Genomic DNA, 18,365 nt, shown 5'->3' on the forward strand with positions numbered 1-18,365 from the left:
AAGCCCCGTGAAGCGCCCGCCCGTGGGGACCGACCCGCCCACCGGACGCCCACGACGTGCCGGACGGAACCGGCCGCACCGAACGGTGCGCCCGGCGAACGGCCTCAGCCCGCTCCGCGGGCACCGGTGGACGCCCCCGCACCGCCCCGGCGCCGCACCGGAGCGGCCAGTAGCGAGCCGATCAGCCCGGCGATGAGTCCCCAGACCAGTCCGATGCCCGTCGCCGCCCACGGACGGGGCTGCAGGAACACCTCGCCGCCCAGGCCCCCGACATCGCCGATGCCGACGAGCGACAGCCCGTAGCGTGCCGTGACCTGCACGATCAGGCAGACGACCAGAACCGTCAGCGCCATCGCCACCCCCATGCGCACCGCGTGCTGCCACGGCCGGATCCGTGCGGGGGAGCGCACCGCCATCAGGAACGCCGAGCCGAGCACCAGGACGACGGCGACGACCACCAGCCACCACACCCGGCCGTCCCGTTCGGCGAGCGTGGACACGTTCACGGTGGTCGTCTGCCTCCCGCGCATCACGTCGTCCAACGCCTGCGGCATCGGCAGTCCGAACGGCCCGTCCACCCGTCCGTTCCACGAGGCGCCGAGACCGAGGGTGAACGCCAGCCACGCCACGTTCGGCAAGCCCAGCAGGATCACCGCGAAGGTGCGGTCCGCATGTCCCTGGGTCGCTGCGACGACGAGACCGGCGCACAGCCCCACCACGACGTAGGCGAGGAGCAGCTGGACCATCGCGGACGCCGCCGGACGCACCGCTTCCTCGAAGCGCACCAGACGGGTGGGCAGCGGCGCCCTGCGGGACACCAGCAGGGCCACGGCGACCACCCCGACCAGCCAGAGCAGGCCGAAGAGCAGCGTGGGGCCCAGATCCGTACGGAATCCGACGCGGGGATTGGCGTCGAGGGCGTCCCCGATGTCGCTCAACAGGGAGTCACCGAGCTCGACGGTGAAGGTTTTCGAGGCCAGTGCCGACAGCCCCGCGAGGGCCAGCAGCCACAGCACCGCGAGCCGGGCGAACCTGGCCGGCAACTCGCCGGTCGTGGCCACCGCGCGGTGCCGCATGGGCCGGAGGAAGAACGCGGCCGCCACCAGGGCCCCGGCGAGGCTCACCGACAGGGGCATCACGTTCAGTTCGGCCTGCGACTCGGCGAACACGCCCGCGTCCCCCGTCAGATCCACCGAACCCCCGGCAGCCATGACGACGAGGGCGGCGACGACGTTTGGGAAGGCGTTCCCGGGAAGGTCCGCACCGCCTGCCGCCCAGAGACCGAGAGAAGCCACGACGATCATGGCGACGAAGCCCCCGAGGACCGTCACCAGGGCGTCGCGCCAGTCGCGCACGGCGCGCGACGCCCTGCCGCCCCGGGGGGATGCGTGCGAACTCACGCTGTCACCGTAAGCAAGGGGGTGGCTCACCGCCCGTCGGGTACTCCAACCGATTCGGCTTGCGGGCCGTGGCCAGGCTGAGCACACAATTGTGGAGAAAACCACTGTGATCCTGGGGACAGCTGGGACGTCCGGGACCTCCTGAGCGGCGGCGCCCGGGATGTCTGGGAAGTAGGGCCCGTGAGTGTCCAACCGCCATCAGGCCAGCCCGAAGGACCCCCCTCGGGCCCGCTCTCGGGTCCGGACTCGGCGACGCCGCCGCCTCCACCCGGGCCGCCGAGCGGCCCGACGAGCAGCGGGGGAGGAACCACCCCGCCGGGCCGGGGCCCGGCAGGGCCCTCCGACGGGGACCGGGGCGGCGGGCCGTGGTGGCGCTCCGTGCCCAAGGTCGCGCTGCTCACCGCGGTCATCGTCGCCGCCGTGGCCGTCTCGCTCGTGCTCACTCGCCCCGGCGGCGGCTCCCAGGCCGGCGGCGAGATCTTCCTGCAGTCCGCGTCGAAGACCGGGCCGTCCCCCTTCACCGACTCCGCCGTGCGGGGTCCCGCCGAGTCCCAGCCCCCCGCCGCCCTGCCGCCCAGCACCAACACGGCCCCCACCGCTGCCAACGTCACCCGCGGCGTGGACGGCTCGACCCCCGGCCTCTACGGCGGCACCGAGCAGCGCGGGAGCTGCGACACCGCGAAGATGATCAGCTCCTTGCGTGCCGAGCCGGCCAAGAACCGTGCCTTCGCGTCGGTCCTGCGCATCGCGCCGACCTCGGTCCCCAGCTACCTCGGTTCCCTCACCTCCGTCTCGCTGCGCATGGACACCCGCGTCACCTACAACGGGTACGAAAACGGAGCGGCAGAGCCCCACCAGGCCGTGCTGCAGGCCGGCACCGCCGTCCTGGTCGACGACCGGGGCGTGCCGCGGGTCCGCTGCGCCTGCAGCAATCCGCTGCAGCCCCCGGTCGCCGTGCGGGGCACGCCCGAACGGACGGGCGACACCTGGTCCGGTTACAGCGCGTCCAACACCGTGATCGTCCAGCCCGCCCCGAAGCCGGTGACCGTCTTCGTCGTCTACGACCGGGCCGACGACTCCTACTTCGCCCGGGATCGCGGCGACGACGGGACGAAGGACAGGCCCGCGCCGCGTCCCCACCACCCGTCGACGCCGACCCTGGTGCCGCCGTCACCCACCGGGACCACCGGAAAGGAGTCGAAGCCGGCACGGGAGTCCTCCGGGAGCGGGACGTCGACGAGCCCGTCCGGGGAGCCGTCGTCACGGCCCCCGTCGTCGGAAAGCCCGTCCGAGAAGCAGAACGGGAAGACCACAGGCCCGGGGACCACGTCTCCGCCGGCGCCTGAGACGTCGTCGCAGGAGGGCACCACGGTCGGTCCGCCTCCGGAGCAGCCCCCTCCGCAAGAGCCCACGTCCGAGCCGCCACCGCCGGAGGAACAACCACCCGCTCCCCAGTCACTGCCCCAGTCGATCGCACCCCCGTCGCAGGAACCGCCGCCCTCGGCCCAGGTGCCCCAGTCGTGAGCCCGCGGAGGAGGTGAACCGGCGATGACCGACCTGCCCCCGTCCGCAGCCACGCCCGGCAGTGAGGAAGGGAAGGGCGGGCAGCCACTCATCTCGCTTGCGCTGGCCGGAATGATGGACGAGGTCGGCGCGGTCGCCGGAGCGGTCTACCTGTTCGACCCCGGAGGAGCGGCGCTGGAGATGGCCGTGATGGCGGGCCTGCCGAGGGCATTCGCCGCGCCCTGGGAACGGGTCGGCGTCAACGCCCCGCTCCCGGTCGCCGACGCGGCCCGGGAACACCGCCTGGTCTGGGTCGGCGGCGAGGAGGAGATGACCGCGCGCTACCCCCGGATCGCCGTGGTCCTGCCGTACCCCTTCGCCCTCGCCGCACTGCCCGTGGCCACCGACGACACCGTGTACGGTGCGGTGTTCGTCACCTGGCCGGGTTCGCATTCCCCTGAACTGTCCGAGTGGGAGCGCGAACACCTCACCGCGGCCTGCCGACGGCTCGCGCTGCGACTGCAACGGGTCAGCGAGCAGGGCCTGCCGCTGCGCGCCGAGCGGGACGTGCTCGGTGACTTCGGCCTCACCGGCGGGGGCGACGAGGCCGAGGCCGTCGAATTGGTGTCCAGGATCCCCGAAGGACTGTGTTCCCTGGACCTCAAAGGGAGGGTCACCTTCGTCAACGCGTCCGCCGCGGGGCTCCTCGGCCTGCCCCGGCGCCAACTCGTCGGTAGACCCCTGTGGGGCGCGCTGCCGTGGCTGAACGACCCCGTGTACGAGGACCGGTACCGGGCCAGCCTCATCAGCCAGCAGGCCAGTTCGTTCGTCGCGCTGCGCCCGCCCCGCGACTGGCTCTCGTTCCGCTTGGACCCCAGCGCGACCGGGATCAGCGTGCGCATCAACCCCGTCCCCACGGAACGGGGTCCGCAGGAGCGGGTCGGTGAACCCACGCCCACGCGCCTCGTGGAGGTCTCCCGCGTCCTGAACCTGGCCAGCGGGCTGACCGAGGCCGTCGGCGTGGACGACGTCTTCGAGATGGTCGGCGCCGAGTTCATGCCCGCGGTCGGATGCCAGTCCCTGGTGATCCTCGTGCCCGAAGCCGGCCGGCTCCACGTCCTCGGCCACCGTGGCTACCGCGACCCCCACCTCGTCGAGCGCTTCCACGGGATGCCGTTGGACGCGCACACCCCGGGGACCCGGGCGCTGCTCTCCGGCGTCCCGTCGTTCTTCGAGTCCCGCCGCGAGCTGGAGCAGGTCTACCCCGCCCGACAGACCACCCGCGACGGCATGGCCTCCTGGGCGTTCCTTCCGCTCATCGCCTCGGGTCGCCCGGTGGGCACCTGCATCATCGGCTACCGGGAGCCGCACCGCTTCTCGCCCGACCACCGAGCGGTCCTGACCAGCCTCGTCAGCCTGATCGCCCAGGCGCTCGAACGGGCTCGGCTGTACGACACCAAGCACCGACTGGCCCACGGGCTCCAGGCCGCGCTCATGCCCCACTCCCTGCCCGACGTCCCCGGCCTGGAGCGCGCGGCCCGTTACCTGCCCGCCACGCGCGGCATGGAGATCGGCGGCGACTTCTACGACCTGGTCGGGACCGAGGGCCGGCATCCCGGCCCGGTCGCCGTCATCGGCGACGTCCAGGGCCACAACGTCGCGGCTGCCGGGCTGATGGGACAGGTGCGCACCGCCGTCCGCGCCTTCACCGCGGTCGGGCAGTCGCCGGGGGAGGTCATGGCCAGGACCAACCGTCTGCTGATCGACCTCGACGTCGAACTCTTCGTCTCGTGCGTGTACGCGCAGCTCGACCTGGCGCGAGACCGGGTGCTGCTCGCCCGCGCCGGCCATCCGCAGCCACTGCTGCGCGACCCGGACGGCTCCGTGCGCGTCCTCGACGTGCCCGGGGGTGCGCTCCTCGGCGTCGACGACGGCACCGACTATCCCGCTGCCCAGGTGCCCCTGCCGCCCGGCTCCGTCCTGGCGCTGTACACCGACGGACTGTTCGAAGCGCCGGGTACGGATCCGGACGCGGCACTGGCAGACCTCGCCGCCCACCTCGCGGAGGTGGGCGGCCGACCGTTGGAGGAAGCGGCGGAGAGCCTGATCCGGCACACCGAGCAGATCCGTGAACGCGCCGACGACGTGGCCCTGATGCTGTTGCGACCGACGGGACGCGGCGGGGGAGCGTGAAGGGCGCACCGTGAGGGGGCGCACGGGGCGGGGCGCCGAGACGCGACCCGGGGCGTGCGTCCGGCGGGTCAGCAGGACTCCGGGCGGGAGCCACGGGCTCCGGCTCAGCGGGCCGTGCCGGATCCGTCCTGCGCCCGGACCGGTGGCTCCTGCGCGTACCTTACCCGGCGCTGCGGCGGGGGCGCAGACGCGCCGCGAGCAGCGCGACGTCGTCCTCGGCGTGCTCCGCGTCCAGCTCCCGGAGCACCGTGTCGACCAGTTCCTCGACGGGTGTGCCGGACTGCTGCCGCACCCGGGTCAGCCGGGCCAGGGAAGCGTCGATGTCCTCGCCGCGCCGCTCCACCAGCCCGTCGGTGTACAGCAGGAGCGTTTCGTCGGCGGTGAGTTCGCGGGTGACCAGCTCGTAGCCGCCGAGACCGGTGCCGAGCGGGGGGCCGGCCGGTACGTCGACGAGGTCCGCGGTCCCGTCGCGGGTGAAGACCACCGGCGGAAGGTGACCGGCGCTGGCGAACGACCCGAGCCCGCGCGCCGGGTCGATCCGGACCAGCAGGCACGTCGCCGGCCGGGCCACGGTGTCGGCGATGGCGAGGTCGAGCCGACGCAGTACCCGGTGCGGTGGTAGGTCGGCCGCGGCGGTGTCCCGCAGCATCCCCCGGTAGGTGTTCATCTCGACCGCTGCCTCGACACCGTGGCCCATCACGTCGCCCATGACGAGCAGGGTCCGCCCGTAGTGGAGACGCACGGTCTCGAACCAGTCGCCGCCCACCAGGTCGCTGCCGCCGACCGGCAGGTAGCGGGTCGCGAGCTGGAGGTTGGGGTGGGGTTTTCCGGGCTCGGTGAGCAGGGCGCGCTGCAGGTCGACGGCCTTGCGCTGTTCCGCCGCGAACTCACGGGAGTGCCGTACGCCCACGGCTGCGCGGCGCACCGCGTGCCGGGCGAGGGCGAGGTCGTGCGCGGCGTAGGGGGAGCCGACACGGGCGAGCACAACCACCCCGATGACGTCGTCCGCGCCGCTCCGGTCGGCGGAAGCGGCCAGGGGAACGGCGAGGACGGCGGTGCCTGCACCGGGCCCGTGCTCGGTCGCGGGGAGCCCGGACCCGACGGCCCGGTCGGCAGCCGACCGGGCTGCCCCTTCCAGTTCGCCGTTGCCGAGCAGCTCCACGGGACCGGCCCCGGCGACGCGGAGCATCGACGAGGGGAGGGCCGGTGTCCGCGCCGCGGGCAGGGACGGCAGCAGCTCGACGGCTGCGGCACCACCGAGCCACGAGGTGACGAAATGAGCGAGTTCCCCGCAGGTCCTCCGCTCGTCGAGGGAGGTTCCGATCCGTTCGACGGCTTCGTCGGCCGCGGCGGACCGGACGCGTGCGAGTCGCAGCTCCGATTGGAGTTCGGTGGAGGGATCCTCGATCACGATGCACAGGACGCCGACCACGGTCCCCCGCTCCTCCAGCCGGACGCAGGTGGTGCGACAGCCGTCGCCGGGACCGGTCGCCCGGCCGCGGGGGATCCCGTCGGAGAGCACCTCGGCCAGCAGGCCGGCAGGTTCGAGGTACTGCTTCGCCGAGTTTCCAGGGGAGCGACCGGCCAGCCGGTCCGGGGACTCCCCGGTGATACGGCGGTAGGCGTCGTTCGCGTAGACGTAGCGGAGGTCCGGAGCGAGCACGCAGACGCCGGCCGCGGCGTCCCGCAGGAAGTCCTCCAGTGCACGGGGCCCTCCCAGACCACCGGCCTCTGCCGTGCTGAGCACGTGGTGGTCCTGGAACCAGCCCCGGCCGTCGGCGGTCACGCGATCACCTCCTCCCCTCGCGGGGCGGTGCCCCCAGCTTGCCCCACCCCGCTCCCGGACCGCATCAGCAGGGCGCTCGGCGGTGCTCGGACGTGCGTCACCCCGTCCCGACGCCCTTGCCCGCCGGTCGGCCCCTTCGCCGTACGACCGGTCCGGCTCCGGAACCGGGGAGCCCACCGTACTGGTCGATCCGGCCCGGACACCGTCTGGCCCCCGCAGCTCGGGGGCGGGGGCCGGCGTGCACGCGGTACCGCTCGGAGCGCCGCGCACGCGATCGTGCACCGGTGCCGCCGGCAGAACGCGATCGTGCAACACGTCGCCTGCCGCACGGCGGGCGGTCGGCTCCCGAGCCGGCTCCGTACACTGCCGGGCATGGCATGCCGCATCAGCGAACTGGTCGTCGACTGCGCCGACCCCGACCGGCTGGCCTCGTTCTGGAGCGAGGTCCTGGGCTACGTCGAACTCGGTCGGGAGGACGACGGGAGCATCGAGATCGGGCCGCCCGACGCCGGCTTCGGCGGTCCGCAGCCCACCCTCGTCCTCAGCCCCAACGGCGTCCCGCGGGCCGGGAAGCTCCGACTGCACATCGACGTCAGCCCCACCGACCGCGACCAGGAAGCGGAGTTGGAGCGGTTGCTCGCCCTGGGCGCCAGGCCCGTCGACGTCGGCCAGACGGGCACCGAGAGTTGGCACGTCCTGGCCGACCCGGAGGGCAACGAATTCTGCCTCCTGCGCGCCCGGTTGCAGCCGCTCTGACGGTCCGCCGCGGCCAACGCGTCCTCCGCCGCGGCCACGTCGGCACCGGGCCCGTGTCCCGGCCGTTCCGGCCGACCGGAGCTGCCCGTGGGTACCGGCCCCGCGAGCGGCGGTCGCCGTCCCACCGCATCGACTTCCGCGGGCTCCCCGACCCCGTACCCCGGCGAAGCGGCAGAGGGGCGGACCGAAGCACTGCCGAAGCCCTACGAGCGCTCCTCCTTCCGATCGTGCAGAGCCTTCGCGACCAGGTCGTGGACCAGGTATTCGCCGGGTGCCCGGTTCTCCTTGAGCCGGGGGAGGTCGTCGGGCCCGAACCAGTGGTAGGCGGTGTGCTTGGACCATTCCAGCGTGGGGTGGTCGAGGTCGCCGTCGACCTCGACGAGGTAGTCGGCCTCCTGCCGGACGCCACCGTGGTCGTCACCGGTCCACGTGGACATCCCGAGCAGGCGGCGTACCCGGTCCAGGCGCCAGCCGGTCTCTTCTTCCATTTCCCGGATCAGGGCGTCCAGCAGGGTTTCACCGTGCTCGACGTGACCGCCGACGATGTCCCAGCAGTCGGGGAAGAGCCGTCGGTCGGGGCTGCGTTTCTGGGCGAAGGCGCGGCCGTGCTGATCGAGGACGACCGCTCCGACGGTCCAGACCTCCCCGTCGGCGGGGACCGGGATCTCGATTCCCCTGTCCACGACCACTGTGTGCTGTGCTTTCGGCATGGCGTCACCTGATACCTGCGAGGATGCCCCGGCCTTCAGGCCGGGGAGGAATCGGACCCCTGCGGAGCAGGGCAAGGGAAGAGCAATCGCCGTCAGGGCGATTGGTCGTCTGCCGAGTCGCTGCCGCGCCCGGCCTCAAGCCGGTGCAGGATCTCGGAGTTGAGGGACCTGCGGGCGGACTTGGCCTGAGAGACCAGCCACTCGTGCAGGTCGGCGGGCAGCCTGAGCGTGATGCGCACTTCATGATCCATGCCCTCAATCGTAGTGGTAGAATGGTGGCATGACGACACCACTATCGGAGGGCGCCGGGCATGCCCGGTACACCTACCGGCTTCGCGTGTCGTCGACCGCCCGCACTGGCCTTGAAGCCGAGTGGGCGCGCTGCCGGTGGGTGTGGAACGAGTGCGTGGCCATGTCCCGCAAGGTCCACGCCGCGAACCAGGGCGCCACCGAGAAGACGACGTGCGGCCCGGCGCAGCTCGACAAGATGCTGACCGAGGCCCGCAACGCCATGGCCTGGCTGCGTGAGGGTGCCTCGGTGCCGCAGCAGCAGACCATCCGCGATTTCGCCAGGTCCCGCGCCAAGGCGCTCAAGGACATCAAGGCGAAGCTGCCGCTCCCGCAGCGTGCCGGGATGCCCCGCATCAAGCGGAAGCGAGACGCGCTGCCGACGCTGAACTACACGACACGCGGGTTCCGGCTGAAGGACGGCCGCCTCCACATCGCGGGCGGCATCGCCCTGACAGTCGTCTGGTCCCGCGAACTTTTGGCCGCACCCACCAGCGTGCGGGTCTACCAGGACTCCGTCGGGCACTGGTACGCGTCGTTCGTCGTCGCCACCGAAGCACAGCCGCTCCCGGCAACGGGTGCCGTGCTGGGTGTGGACTGGGGCGTGAAGGAGACCGCCACCACCACATCCGACGCCCACGACCTCCCCCACGCCCAGCACGGCAAGCGCGCGGCGCAGCGCCTGGCCCACTACCAGCGGATGATGGCCCGCCGTAAGCCCGCGCGCGGACAAGCCGCTTCCAAGGGCTATCGCGAAGCCCAGAAGCAGACCGCGACGCTCCACAAGAAGGTGGCCCGGCAGCGGCAGGACACCGCCCGCAAGTGGGCCAAGTCCGTCGTCCGCGACCACGACGCAATCGCCGTGGAGGACTTCCGGCCGAAGTTCCTCAGCCGTACCACCATGGCCCGCAAGGCCGCTGACGCGGCGATCGGCGCCACCAAGACGGCCCTGATCGAGATGGGCCGCAAGCATGCACGGGACATCCGTCTCGTACATCCCGCGCACACCACCATGGACTGCGCGTCGTGCGGAGCGAGAACCAAGCACGCACTTCCTCTTTCGGAACGTACCTACACCTGCACCGCGTGCGGAGTCCTCTCCCCTCGGGATAAGAACTCCGCGCGCGTGATGCTGGTCCGGGCTGGTCTCAACCCGGCTGGTGCTGATCGTGTAAGAGCTGGCGGACCGCTGGTCCCCAGCCAACGTGAGCCAGGAATCCCCGTCCTTTAGGGCGGAGAGGATGTCAATGTAGGGCGGCACTCCGGCCTCGGCCCAGCAACGTCGAGTGGATGCGTTGCGCGACGGCAGTGGTCTGCTGCCGATGCGCCACGGACGATCCGGACGTCAGCGGAGGCGAGCCCGACGGCCTCGCCCCGCCCCTATCGCATCGGCACCGGCGTCAGCGTGAGTGCGAGCACTGCCCGGTCGTCGTTGTCCGTGGCCGCCGACCAGCGTTCGGCATCGGCCCTCACGAACGACACGACGGACGCCGGGTCAGGAGCAGTACCGTTACTGAACCGTTCGTCCAGCCTCTCCAGCACCGGGTAGAAGCGTCCCTCCGCGTCCCGCGCCTCGCTCACCCCGTCGGTGTGTACGACGAGCACCTCACCGGGCTTCAACTGATGCTCCGTAGGGTCCGTGGCGCCGTCGGGGTACAGAGCGCCGAGGCCCAGCGGGAGTGCCGGTGCGGTGACCAACCGCCGTGCCCCGTGAGGCCCGACCACGATCGGCTCCGGGTGACCGCGGTCGACGATCCGCACCGTGCCGCCCGTGAGGGGGAACTCCAGCACCAGTGCCGTCACGAACAGCTCGGGGTCCCCGTGGTCCCCGGCGGGACTGTTGCGGGTGATGCTGAGCTCCAGGCGTTCCGCGAGACTGCTCAGGCTCTGCCACTCGTGGGCGGACACCCGGAAGCTGCCCAGGACGGCGGCGACCGTCTGCACCGCGTCCAGGCCCTTTCCGCGGACGTCACCGATGATCGCGCGGACGCCGTACGGCGTTCGGCACACGTCGTACAGATCACCGCCGACGAGTGTGCCGCCCACCCCGGCCTCGTAGAACGCCGCCGCGTGCACCGGTCCGAGCCGCTGCGGCACCGGCCGCAGCAGCGTCTTCTGCATCGCCTCCGCCGCCGAGTGGGCACGGATCAGGTGCTGTCTGGTGCGCTCGCGCTGCCACGAGAGGGCCACGCTCGCCACTCCGATGACCAGAGTGGCGATGTAGACGGCCACGTGGTGCTGCTCGGCGAAGTGGCCGGGGCGCCGGACGGCCATCCACATTTCCAGGCCGATGCACACCACGGCGAACAGTGCGGTGACGCGCGGCCCGCGGGTCGCGGAAGCGAGCGGCGGCACGGCGATCAACATGAAGCTGACCGGCTCCTCCCCCCGCACGATCAGCTCCACGACCACGTCGACGGCCATGATGGCCAACGGCAGCCACCAGACCCATCCCTGACGCAGGGACGGCAGACGCAGACTCCACCGAGACATACCGCGCACCTTAGGAGCCGCCTTCGGCGAGACCTGCCACCGTTCGACCGTGTCCCGACTCTGCCCCGTCCCGGATCGAGTCCTCGATGCGCCCGAGCTGGGCCGCCAGGCTCCTGAGCCAGTGCTCGAGGTCGATCAGCATGGGGAGCGCCGGGTCGCCCGGCGTGGGGGGAGGTGGTGGCGGCGGCTGAGGTGGGGGCTTCCCGGAGGTGCAGAGCCCGGCGATGCGTTCGGTGGCGGTCGAAATCTCCTCCGCCGTCGCACGGGCCCAGTCGGCTGCGTCCGACGGGAGGGAATCCGGTGGCAGGTCCACGTGCAGCAGCCACTGGGAGCCGAGCAGGGCGTGGTTGGCGACGATGAGCACCGCGTGCCAGTCGGCCTGCACGGGAGCGCCTCCGCTCGGTTCGCTGCGGTACTGGGCGTACGCGGTCTCGGCGAGGCGGAGCCTGTGCAGCGTGGGCCGGGTGCTCGGCGCCGGCACCGACCCGGGTGGGACGGCCACGAGCGTCTTGACGGTTCCCGCCACGAGCGGTCCGCAGGAGCGCAGCAGTTCCGCCATGGTGGCCCGTACTTCCCTACGGGCGCCGGCGGGCCAGGCGAGCAGCCCGCACACCAGGCCGATCACGCTGCCCGTGAGCACGTCCACCATCCTCACCTCCGCCAGCTTCCAGGTTGTGGGGGCGATCTGGGCGAACGCGAAGGTCACCACGAGGGTGAACATGGCCTGTGCCCAGGCGATCCCGAGCAGTGGCCCGAGTGCGAACGCCGCCAGCATGCCGGGGGCGAGCGCGACCGCGTACGCCTCGGTGTGTTGCCCGATGCCCGTGAGCAGCACGGCTGCGGTGAAGGCGCCCACCAGGGTGCCGGCGAGTGCCTTGCGGACGGCAGTCCAGGTCTCCCTCGTGGTGGTGCGCCCCAGCGTCAGGACGGCGAGCAGCACCCAGAAGCCGTGGGTGAGGTTGAGCGAACCGGCCACCAGCCGTGCGGCGCCGAGGCCCAGGGCGATCCTCACGGCGTTCTGGAACTGCACCGAGTGGAGCGCCACGTTGCCCGCGAGCCGCCGCCACCACAGTTCAGGTGTGGGCAGGTCGGCGTACCAGAACAGCTCCGTGGGCGGGGCGGGTGCCGTCGGCTTCCCGCGGAGGCCGATCCGCACGGCCGTCTCCAGGACCCGTGCCGACTCGGCGACGCCCAGCACCGCGGCCTGCCGGCGCAGTACGGGGGCCGGTGGTACGCCGGACGGCGGCCCGGTCGCCTGTTCGAAGCGCAGTGCCTGGAATCCGCTGATCGCGTCGTCGAGGCGCTCGGTTTCGGGGGCCGACCGGCCGGTGCGCAGTGCCGCGGCGGCGGTATCGCACAGCGACGCCACCCTGCGCAGGAGCGTGCCCGACGCCGCCATCGCGAGCGCAGTCGCGTCCCCGCCTTCCGTGGGCCCCGCGGGCTCGGGCCCGGTCCGGCCGGGGGCCGCGCCGAGACCGTCGGGCGGTGCCCCGCCCGCCCGACGGCGTGCCTCCGGCCCCGCGGCGCCGTCCGGTCCGTCCTCCCGGGCAGCTGCGAGATCGGCGAGCCGGGCCAGTTGGTCGAGCATCCGTCGGGCAGCCGCACCCGCCTGGGACAGGGCTCGGTCCGTGCGCCCGGGCCCCGCGGGCCGTTGGGCTGGCGGGATCTTGGACAGGCGCAGGCTGGCGCCGGTGGCGCGCAGAAGTGCCGCCGAGGCGGCGGCCGGCCGCGGGGCGGCTTCGCTCGCGATCGACATCGCATGGGCGAGGCGCTCCCGGTACGACGGCGTCGGTGGCTCGGGGAACAGGAGCACCTCGCACAGGGCGAGCATCAGCACGCCCGCGGTGAGACCTGCCAGCCGCATGCCGAGCGTGTCCGGGGCGTACGGCGGGAAGCACGCGAGGATGTAGAACAGCTGTAGCCCCGGGGCTGCTCCGGCGGGTCGGGGACCCGCGACCGCCGCGAAGGCGAGGAGGAAGCCGACCACCAGCATCCCGGTCACCGCGGCCCAGGTCCGTACCGCGAGAACGGTGCCCAGCGTCACCAGGACCAGCCCGACCGGTAGGGTCCGGAGCATCACCGCCGCCCGCTCCCGCCCGGACCCCGGGATCGAGGAGAGAATCCCGAGCGCGATCGGAGCGAACAGCCCGTAGAGCGCCATGACGCTCTCGTGCAGCCCGTACAGGAACGAGTAGAACCCGGCGCACGCGGCCAGGGTCGTCCGGACCGCGCGGTGCACGATCGCCGCCCGCTCGGGCCCGCCGGTCATCGCGCCCCCTCATCGTGCGGAGGCGCGTCGCCGTGCGGCCACGGCGCGCGCATGGACAGCGTTCGGGCCTTGCCGCGGACGACGGGCCGGTGGCGTACGGCTACCGTGACGACCCCGGAGACGGCCAGGAACACGAGGCCACCGCACCTCGGGATCGCGTCGTGCTCCTCCTGCGGTGACTCGGGAGTCATCGCCGCGATGGCGGCGGCCGCTGCCGCGAGCGCGATCAGTCCCACGGCCACGAGGAACGTCAGTGGTACGCGCGACGCCTCACCCACCTGGAACGGCGCCACGGCCTGCTGGGCGGTCACGGTGGAGAAGGTCCAGCCCGGACCGCAGCAGGCGATGGCGGGGGCACAAGCCCACCACGCCGTCGCGAGGCTGGGCGCGTACACGCCGCAATCGATCTGGATGCAGAACAGCGCGAAGCCGACCGCGATGAAGGCCCCAGTCCGCGCGGCCGACGACCACTCTGCGCGCATGGGCACGTCCTCTCGGGCGACGCCGGCGCGACGTCGCGAGTGGGGGTCGGGCATCCGACCTGGTCCCATTGTGGGGCGGTCCGATACGGACCGCAGCCCGGTTGCCCCAGCCGGGTGGGGCAACCTCGGCATGCACGGGGGGCGGGTGCCCGTCGGTCGCGGGGAAGCACGAGCGGGGGCCACCATGGCAGGGACGTCCCGAAACCCGTCGTCGCCCGACTGTCGGAGGGCCCACGGTGCACACGCTGCTGCTGCCGGTTCTCTTCGCGCTCTGCGCGGCGCTCAGCAATGCCGTCGCGACCGTGCTGCAGCGCAAGGCCGCCCTGTCGGTGCCGAGTTCTTCGGGCTTCCGGGCCGGTCTCATGCTGGATCTGCTGAAGCGCCCGGTGTGGATCGCGGGCATCCTCACCGTGATCGCCGCCGGCCTGTTCCAGGCGCTCGCGCTGAATTCCGGGCCGCTGACCGTCGTCCAACCGCTCTTCGTCCTGGAACTGCCGCTCACCCTGGTCGTCGCCTCGCTCCTGATGCGCAGGCATCTCGCGCGCACCGGATGGATCGCCGTGATCTGCGTGGTGGTGGGACTGGGCATCGCCCTGGCGGCGCTGTCCCCGACGGGCAATCGCACGCACGTCCCCATGGATCGTTGGCTTCCCGCCCTCACCGTCTGCGTGGGTGCGGTCATCATCCTCGCGGGCGTTGCGCTGCGGCGGCCCGAGGGCAGGACGCGTGCGGCGTGCCTGGGCACGGCCACGGCCATCTGCTTCGCGTTGACCGCGGCGCTGATGAAGGAGGCGACCCACATCCTGGACGACTACGGGGCCGTGGCGTTCTTCACCGCCTGGCAGACCTACGCCTTCGCGGCGGCCGGAGCGAGTGCCCTGTTCCTGCTGCAGAACGCCATGCAGGCCGGTCCGCTGGTCGCTTCCCAGCCCGCGATCACCTTGGGCGACGCCATGGTGAGCCTCGCCCTCGGGATCGTGGTGTACGAGGAGCACGTCCGCTCCGGCTGGTGGTTGCTCCCGCAGTTGATCGGCTTCGCGCTGATCGCGGCGGGTGCGGTCGCCCTCGCCCGCATTCCGCTCACCCAGTCGCTCGTCGCACCCGACGCGCCGTCCGACGCACCTCCGCCGGCCGTGCGGCCGCAGCCCTGAGCAAGCGTGTCGAGCGCCCTTGGGACAGGCGCTGGCGCTGATCTCGGCCGCCAAGCGGCATGCGGCGGCGGTGACATGACCGCGAGCGAAGAGGAGGTGCCGGGCCACGGTGGGCAGCGGCCCGCGTCCCTCGGCGACCGGCTCGCCGGACGTGCCGGCGGTGGGCCCTTACGGCGTGGTGGGCGTCCTCCCGCCGGCCCCGACGGTCGTGCGTCGATCGGGTCGGGTGCAGCTCGTGACCTGACCTGACCGGATACGGGCCGGCGACCTGACGCGGACCGGCGTCACCTGATCATCCTTCAAGCCACGACTGGGGCGCCCCGATCCGGCCTCCGTCCACCACTGCGGGTGACCTGTCGCCCGGAGGGCGAGCACGCTCCGTGTCGCTCGCGACGACTTCCTCCGCCCGCGTTGACCCGAGCCGCGCATGGAGCGTTTCATTGCAGGTGAAGGGCCTGTTTCACGCCGAAGGAGGCGGCCCGCCATGACCACCCACCCCAGCATCGAGCAGCATCCTGATCTCGCCGAGATGCGCGCCCGCTTCGAACGCGCCGCCGCCACGCCGCGCGGCCAGACGATAGAGGCGCTGGCCCTGCTCACGGGCCTCTACCTGGCGGCCTCGCCGTGGATAGTCGGTTTCAACGGACTCACCACGCTGGCCGTCTGCAACCTGATCACCGGCGTGGCCTACGCCCTGTGCATGGGAGGCGTCGGCTCGGCGTACGAGCGCACCCATGCCATGGCCTGGTGTGCCATCGCCATCGGAGCCTGGACGATCGTGTCGCCGTGGGTCGTCGCCGGCAAGGTCGACACCGTCGCCAGTGTCGTCAGCAACGTCATCGTCGGCGTCGTGGCGCTGCTCCTGGGCCTGGCCATGGCCGCCACCGCCGGTACCCGCGGCGGCAGGGGGCGCCTTTCCCGGGCGTCCGCACGCGGCGGCCCGGACATCGGCCCCCTGCAGTGATGGATCCCGCACCGTCCACTCCGTAAGGCCCCGGCCGTGAAGGCCGGGGCCTTCCGGTTGTACAGGGAGTTCACTGGGCGCCACGTCAGGTGAGCTATGTTGAGCTCGAGCGGGACGAGAAGGAGGCACACGGTGCCATCAGGTCAGCAGGCGCGCGCGCAGGCGTCTGCGATCACGCCGGGAAAGCAGTCTCCGGACGAAGAACCGGGTCCTGTGGAGAAGGTCCGTGCCCTGTTCGGTGGGCACCGGCTCTCTCCCGGTCAGCGGCGAATCGCGCAGTACATCACGGACCATCTCACCGAGGCCGCGTTCCTGTCGATCACGGATCTCGCCGACCGAGTGGGGGTGAGCCAGCCGTCGGTGACCCGCTTCGCGGTGTCCGTCGGATTCAGCGGATTCCCTGCGCTTCGTGAGGCGTTGCAGCCCATCGCGCTGAGTGCGGTCGCCGGTGCACCGGACGCGGGCGAGCGGCGCCGCAACGAGCTGCAGGCGGCGGTCGACGCCGAGATGGGCAACCTGGAGAGCCTGCGCCGTGTGTTCGCCGACCCCGCCCGGGTGGTGGAGGTCGGTCGTGCACTCGCCGGCTCGGTGCCGCTCACGATCCTGGGTCTGCGGATCTCCACCTCGCTCGGTGAGTACTTCGCCTACGCCGCGAGACGGATCCACCCGGACGTGCGTCTGGTGGCGCGCGGCGGCAGCGTTGCGTACGACGCGCTGCTCCAGTCCCGGGAGGCGGGAGGAACGTGGGTGCTGGCCTTCGCGATGCCCCGCCACGCCAAGGAGACCCTGGCGGCGGTGCGGGCCGCGCGCAGCACCGGCATGCGCGTCGCTCTGATCACGGACCTGACCATGGGGCCGATCGTCGACGCGGCCGACGTCGCGCTGACCGCCGGAACCGGATCGCGGCTGGTCTTCGACTCCTACGCGGCGCCCGGGGTGCTCTCGGCAGCCATTCTCCAGGCGATGGCCGACGCCGATCCCGAGCGCACCCAGGCACGCCTCGAGAAGTACGAGCAGGCCGCTGAGCAGCACGACTTCTTCCTGGAGTACTGACGGGGGAGGGGGCAAGGCGGATCTTGGAGTGGAGTTTTCACGCCAAGCGGTGCATGAATTTTTTCATGCACTTGCTTACTTGGCAGTAAATATATTTACTGCGTGTGGCACTGCGGACGACACTCCTCCTCGTCGGCCCCACGGTGTTCTGTTTGGGCATACCGCTCCCCTCGGGTGCCCCCCGGCGGCCCCGGTCAACCCCTGGGCCGGGACCGCCGGAGAAGCAGAGTTCTCACCGGCGCGCCGTCGCCGCGCACCGCCCGTTTGACAGGCGGCGGTACGCAGGGCGGCGTGACCGGTGGTTCCATCTTCCCGGCACGGAGCCTCGCCCGTGGTCCGGATCGCGGATCCCGTCGCGGCGCCTCGCACTGCACGCTCCGGTTCGTGGGAACCGCTCGACGGCCGTCGCCCGGTTCGAGGCGGCAACTCCTCGCCGTCCGCGCGGGTCCGGGGCGGACGCGTGCCCTCCCGGGCGCCTGCGGCGCTCGTCTCCGTCAAGCCTTCTTCACGCTGTCGAGGTGGGCGAACACCACCACGTTGTCTTTGTAGTCCTTGGCCTTCTTGTCGTACTGGCCGCCGCAAGTGATCACGCGTAGCTCGGCGGTGGGCGCGTCGTTGTACACCCGAGCGCTCGGGAAGGCCGCCTTGCTGAAGGTCTCCACCGAGTCCACCTTGAACGTGGCCGTCTGTTTGTCCTTGCGCGTGATGCTCACGGTGTTGCCGGGCTTCAACTTGCTGAGCTCCACGAACACGGCAGGACCCGTCCTGGTGTCCAGGTGCCCGGCGACGATGGAGGTGCCGCGCTCCCCAGGGGTGACGCCGTCCTTGAACCAGCCGACCAGATTGGCGTCATTGGGGGGCGGCGCGTTCAGCTGACCGGTCGCGTTCAGGGACAGATCGGTGAACGGGGCGTCGACACTGATCGCGGGGATGACGATCCGGGTGGGTGCGGACCGGGGTAGCACGATCTTGGGTCTCGGGGAAGCGGCGGGGGGCGAGGGCACAGGGAACGGCGGCACGGCGATCACGGGGATGGGAGGGGCGGGGGCGGCCGCCGAGTCGGACCTCGAACTCTCCGCGGGGTTCGCGTTGTCCATGCTGTTCCCGTTGAGGGAGTTGCAGAACAGCAGTGCGCCCAGTCCCACCGACGCGAGGGGCCACAGGAATGAGCGGCCCCCGCGGCGGGAATGGGGCGTCGCCTGCTGGGGGAACGGACCGGACGGCTGTCTGGCGGTCATGAGAAGTGCCTTTCGTGTACGGGCCGAAGGTCGTGGGGGCGAGGGCGGATCGGGACGGCGGCGGAAACGCAATCGCCGC

Annotated in this window: 15 protein-coding genes; 7 read left to right on the top strand and 8 right to left on the bottom strand. The window is 72.1% G+C overall.

Translation table 11 applies throughout. From position 1 onward, the window contains the following. Positions 1 to 104: 104 nt before the first annotated feature. Entirely contained in the window at positions 105 to 1,400 is a 1,296-nt protein-coding gene (locus ACFXOM_RS09660; protein WP_385037565.1) for a streptophobe family protein, read from the bottom strand. A gap of 180 nt (positions 1,401 to 1,580) precedes the next feature. Between ACFXOM_RS09660 and ACFXOM_RS09665 the strand changes: the two genes are divergently transcribed. After that, entirely contained in the window at positions 1,581 to 2,924 is a 1,344-nt protein-coding gene (locus ACFXOM_RS09665; protein WP_384946525.1) for a DUF6777 domain-containing protein, read from the top strand. 24 nt (positions 2,925 to 2,948) lie between these two features. Next, positions 2,949 to 5,096, top strand: a complete 2,148-nt coding sequence (locus tag ACFXOM_RS09670) for a SpoIIE family protein phosphatase (RefSeq protein WP_384933195.1) — start codon at positions 2,949 to 2,951, stop codon at positions 5,094 to 5,096. 160 nt (positions 5,097 to 5,256) lie between these two features. Here ACFXOM_RS09670 and ACFXOM_RS09675 read toward each other — a convergent pair whose 3' ends face one another. Further along, complete coding sequence (locus ACFXOM_RS09675) at positions 5,257 to 6,882, bottom strand: SpoIIE family protein phosphatase (RefSeq protein ID WP_385037568.1); 1,626 nt, start codon at positions 6,880 to 6,882, stop codon at positions 5,257 to 5,259. A 372-nt stretch (positions 6,883 to 7,254) separates the two neighbouring features. Between ACFXOM_RS09675 and ACFXOM_RS09680 the strand changes: the two genes are divergently transcribed. Further along, entirely contained in the window at positions 7,255 to 7,638 is a 384-nt protein-coding gene (locus ACFXOM_RS09680) for a VOC family protein (protein WP_384933190.1), read from the top strand. A 203-nt stretch (positions 7,639 to 7,841) separates the two neighbouring features. Here the strand turns inward: ACFXOM_RS09680 and ACFXOM_RS09685 are convergent, their stop codons facing one another. Both ACFXOM_RS09685 and ACFXOM_RS09690 read right to left on the bottom strand, forming a co-directional pair. Continuing rightward, positions 7,842 to 8,348: an NUDIX hydrolase gene (locus ACFXOM_RS09685; protein ID WP_384933187.1), complete on the bottom strand. Its 507-nt coding sequence runs from the start codon at positions 8,346 to 8,348 to the stop codon at positions 7,842 to 7,844. Between the two features lie 92 nt (positions 8,349 to 8,440). Next, positions 8,441 to 8,599, bottom strand: a complete 159-nt coding sequence (locus tag ACFXOM_RS09690) for an Arc family DNA-binding protein (RefSeq protein WP_093658788.1) — start codon at positions 8,597 to 8,599, stop codon at positions 8,441 to 8,443. A 29-nt stretch (positions 8,600 to 8,628) separates the two neighbouring features. On the opposite strand from ACFXOM_RS09690, the gene ACFXOM_RS09695 reads away from it, so the two are divergent. Next, complete coding sequence (locus ACFXOM_RS09695; protein ID WP_385037569.1) at positions 8,629 to 9,867, top strand: RNA-guided endonuclease InsQ/TnpB family protein; 1,239 nt, start codon at positions 8,629 to 8,631, stop codon at positions 9,865 to 9,867. A gap of 149 nt (positions 9,868 to 10,016) precedes the next feature. Here the strand turns inward: ACFXOM_RS09695 and ACFXOM_RS09700 are convergent, their stop codons facing one another. The 3 genes from ACFXOM_RS09700 to ACFXOM_RS09710 are packed head-to-tail and all read right to left on the bottom strand — an operon-like array spanning position 10,017 to position 13,880. After that, entirely contained in the window at positions 10,017 to 11,129 is a 1,113-nt protein-coding gene (locus ACFXOM_RS09700; RefSeq protein WP_385037572.1) for a PP2C family protein-serine/threonine phosphatase, read from the bottom strand. 10 nt (positions 11,130 to 11,139) lie between these two features. Continuing rightward, positions 11,140 to 13,398 (bottom strand): FUSC family protein, encoded by a 2,259-nt coding sequence (locus tag ACFXOM_RS09705; RefSeq protein ID WP_385037575.1) that lies wholly within the window; start codon positions 13,396 to 13,398, stop codon positions 11,140 to 11,142. Further along, complete coding sequence (locus ACFXOM_RS09710; RefSeq protein ID WP_384944326.1) at positions 13,395 to 13,880, bottom strand: hypothetical protein; 486 nt, start codon at positions 13,878 to 13,880, stop codon at positions 13,395 to 13,397. Before ACFXOM_RS09710 ends, ACFXOM_RS09705 begins: the two co-directional genes overlap by 4 nt. Positions 13,881 to 14,116: 236 nt before the next feature. On the opposite strand from ACFXOM_RS09710, the gene ACFXOM_RS09715 reads away from it, so the two are divergent. The 3 genes from ACFXOM_RS09715 (at position 14,117) to ACFXOM_RS09725 (ending at position 17,048) form a co-directional block, all read left to right on the top strand. Then, complete coding sequence (locus ACFXOM_RS09715; RefSeq protein ID WP_384934114.1) at positions 14,117 to 15,031, top strand: DMT family transporter; 915 nt, start codon at positions 14,117 to 14,119, stop codon at positions 15,029 to 15,031. A gap of 484 nt (positions 15,032 to 15,515) precedes the next feature. Further along, positions 15,516 to 15,995 carry an SPW repeat protein gene (locus ACFXOM_RS09720; RefSeq protein WP_384934117.1) on the top strand — a complete coding sequence of 160 codons (480 nt, stop codon included), beginning with the start codon at positions 15,516 to 15,518 and terminating at the stop codon, positions 15,993 to 15,995. A 132-nt stretch (positions 15,996 to 16,127) separates the two neighbouring features. Next, on the top strand, positions 16,128 to 17,048 hold the full coding sequence (locus tag ACFXOM_RS09725) for a MurR/RpiR family transcriptional regulator (RefSeq protein WP_384934120.1): 921 nt from the start codon (positions 16,128 to 16,130) through the stop codon (positions 17,046 to 17,048). 494 nt (positions 17,049 to 17,542) lie between these two features. On the opposite strand, the gene ACFXOM_RS09730 is transcribed toward ACFXOM_RS09725, so the two are convergent. After that, positions 17,543 to 18,286, bottom strand: coding sequence for a class F sortase (locus tag ACFXOM_RS09730; protein WP_384934123.1), 744 nt, complete (start codon positions 18,284 to 18,286; stop codon positions 17,543 to 17,545). Positions 18,287 to 18,365: the final 79 nt, after the last annotated feature.

It is taken from the genome of Streptomyces sp. NPDC059169 (genome assembly GCF_042755225.1).
Taxonomy (GTDB): Bacteria; Actinomycetota; Actinomycetes; order Streptomycetales; family Streptomycetaceae; genus Streptomyces.

What these genes read in the sequence shown, in the direction of transcription:
- ACFXOM_RS09670 (WP_384933195.1), top strand. Translation starts at nt 2,949, where the DNA reads ATGACCGACCTGCCCCCGTCCGCAGCCACGCCCGGCAGTGAGGAAGGG.
- ACFXOM_RS09680 (WP_384933190.1), top strand. Translation starts at nt 7,255, where the DNA reads ATGGCATGCCGCATCAGCGAACTGGTCGTCGACTGCGCCGACCCCGAC.
- ACFXOM_RS09685 (WP_384933187.1), bottom strand. Translation starts at nt 8,348, where the DNA reads ATGCCGAAAGCACAGCACACAGTGGTCGTGGACAGGGGAATCGAGATC.
- ACFXOM_RS09690 (WP_093658788.1), bottom strand. Translation starts at nt 8,599, where the DNA reads ATGGATCATGAAGTGCGCATCACGCTCAGGCTGCCCGCCGACCTGCAC.
- ACFXOM_RS09695 (WP_385037569.1), top strand. Translation starts at nt 8,629, where the DNA reads ATGACGACACCACTATCGGAGGGCGCCGGGCATGCCCGGTACACCTAC.
- ACFXOM_RS09700 (WP_385037572.1), bottom strand. Translation starts at nt 11,129, where the DNA reads ATGTCTCGGTGGAGTCTGCGTCTGCCGTCCCTGCGTCAGGGATGGGTC.
- ACFXOM_RS09705 (WP_385037575.1), bottom strand. Translation starts at nt 13,398, where the DNA reads ATGACCGGCGGGCCCGAGCGGGCGGCGATCGTGCACCGCGCGGTCCGG.
- ACFXOM_RS09710 (WP_384944326.1), bottom strand. Translation starts at nt 13,880, where the DNA reads ATGCGCGCAGAGTGGTCGTCGGCCGCGCGGACTGGGGCCTTCATCGCG.
- ACFXOM_RS09720 (WP_384934117.1), top strand. Translation starts at nt 15,516, where the DNA reads ATGACCACCCACCCCAGCATCGAGCAGCATCCTGATCTCGCCGAGATG.
- ACFXOM_RS09730 (WP_384934123.1), bottom strand. Translation starts at nt 18,286, where the DNA reads ATGACCGCCAGACAGCCGTCCGGTCCGTTCCCCCAGCAGGCGACGCCC.